The organism is Mycobacterium sp. TH-M106, assembly GCF_057473765.1.
Map to the genome: position 1 here is coordinate 1 of NZ_JBYCLE010000536.1, position 1765 is coordinate 1765.

Below are 1765 nucleotides of genomic sequence, written 5' to 3' on the forward strand. Positions count from 1 at the left end.
CCAACCCCAGCACCCGCTCCAGGCCGGCGGTTAGGGCGTCGAAGGCCCCGGTGACCTCTTCCCGACTACTACCCGAACGCATATTCGAATAGTAGACCGACCCACCGACACGAATCCAAGAATCCGTGGCGTGACCCGAATTAGTCAGCTGAGTTGGCGTTGCACATCTTGCAGGTGGTGACTGACTTCATGCAGGGTGTGGACGGCGATCCAGCCCAACGTGCGCACCTGTGTCGTTGGGTAGTTGTAAACGACGGTGCGGTCCCACTCGGAGGCGTCGAGCCGTCCCAGCACGTTCGCAAACATCGCGGCCGCATCCGCCAACGGCGCCCGCGACGATCTCGGAAGGCGCGTTCGAAGCGGCGTCCTCGTGGTACTCAAACCCGCAGTCATCGCAACGGTCCATCTGTCGACGCTACTGCTGCGTGCGAAGGTCATTCCAGGTGTGCCGACAACAGCCAGGCAGGAACAGACTTACGCCCGTTGGCCTCGTCGCGCAGGTCGGCCACCGGAAACCCGGCGGGCAGGCCGTCGGGGAAGTTGGCGTGAATTCTGGCGGGCCGGATCTCGTCGATGCTCCAGTACTGGGACACCACCTCGCGGAGTTCGTCTTCGGTGACCGGGTTGGCCGGCCCCTCGGGCATCCCCGTTCGGTCGAAAACCAGGACGAAATACGACGCACCGGGTGCAGCCGCGCGGACGATTGAGCGCTGGTATCCGTCGCGCAGTTCGACCGGCATCGAGTGAAACAGCGTGCTGTCAACGATGGTGCCGAACCGGCCGTCATAGCCGGTGAACGAACTGATATCGGCCACCTCAAAGGAGGCGCTGGTCAGACCGCGCTCGGCTGCCGCGGCGCGGGCCAGGGCGATGGCGGTGGGCGCCGAGTCCAACCCGACCGTGGTATACCCCCGTTCGGCTAAATACAGCGACACCGCGGCCTCGCCGCAACCGGCGTCCAGCACATCCCCGTGGAACTTGCCCTGTTCGATCAGAGCGGCGATCTCCGGTTGCGGCTCGCCGATGCTCCACGGCGGTCGGAGCCCCAACCCGAATTCGGCGGCTTCGCCGCGGTAGGCCGTGTCGAACTCAAGTTTCTGCGCTTCAGACATGTCGTCCTGTATATCAACAAAACTGATATATGTCAAGATGGTTGATATGAGCCATACCGACGATGCTCCGTTGGGTTACCTGCTATACCGGCTCGGTACTGTGCTGCGGCCAGAGGTTACCGCCTTGTTGCGACCACTCGATCTGACGCTCCCCGAATTCATCTGCATGCGAAGTCTTTCCATGAGCCCAGGGGTGTCCAGCGCAGAGCTGTCGCGACACGTCAACGTCACGCCGCAGGCGATGAACACGGTGTTGCGCGAGCTGGAACACCGTGGTGTGCTAGCGCGGCCCGACACCGTAACGTCCGGGCGTGCGCTGCCGGCGACGTTGACGGGTGAAGGCCGGAAACTGCTGAAACGCGCGGAGACCGCCGTCCGGGTGGCCGACGGCCGTATCCTGGACAAGCTGTCGGCAGCCGAGCAGCGCGAATTCAAACGGATGCTGGAGCGGCTGGGCTCGGGTCAGGGCGCGGTACCGGATTGAATGCGGACCCAAGGCCGGGCCGCCTCCAGTTCGTAAGCCAGCTGCAGCAGCCGTGCCTCCGATCCGGTAGGAGCGGTGAGCATCATGCCCACCGGTAAACCCTCGGTGGACTCGCCCAGCGGCAACGAGATCGCGGGTTCGCCGGTAGCGTTCTGCAGCGGCGTGAACG

Annotated in this window: 4 protein-coding genes; 1 reads left to right on the plus strand and 3 read right to left on the minus strand. The window is 64.1% G+C overall.

The genetic code is table 11. From position 1 onward, the window contains the following. Positions 1 to 144: 144 nt before the first annotated feature. Entirely contained in the window at positions 145 to 438 is a 294-nt protein-coding gene (locus AC2VOP_RS18625; protein ID WP_486962339.1) for a DinB family protein, read from the minus strand. Continuing rightward, positions 435 to 1112 carry a class I SAM-dependent methyltransferase gene (locus AC2VOP_RS18630; protein WP_486962340.1) on the minus strand — a complete coding sequence of 226 codons (678 nt, stop codon included), beginning with the start codon at positions 1110 to 1112 and terminating at the stop codon, positions 435 to 437. Before AC2VOP_RS18630 ends, AC2VOP_RS18625 begins: the two co-directional genes overlap by 4 nt. Positions 1113 to 1158: 46 nt before the next feature. Here AC2VOP_RS18630 and AC2VOP_RS18635 point away from each other — a divergent pair, with 46 nt between their 5' ends. Then, complete coding sequence (locus AC2VOP_RS18635; RefSeq protein WP_486962341.1) at positions 1159 to 1596, plus strand: MarR family winged helix-turn-helix transcriptional regulator; 438 nt, start codon at positions 1159 to 1161, stop codon at positions 1594 to 1596. On the opposite strand, the gene AC2VOP_RS18640 is transcribed toward AC2VOP_RS18635, so the two are convergent. Next, the coding region (locus tag AC2VOP_RS18640; RefSeq protein WP_486962342.1) for an amidase family protein at positions 1575 to 1765 on the minus strand (191 nt) is incomplete at its 5' end. The two genes, AC2VOP_RS18635 and AC2VOP_RS18640, sit on opposite strands and share 22 nt — an antisense overlap.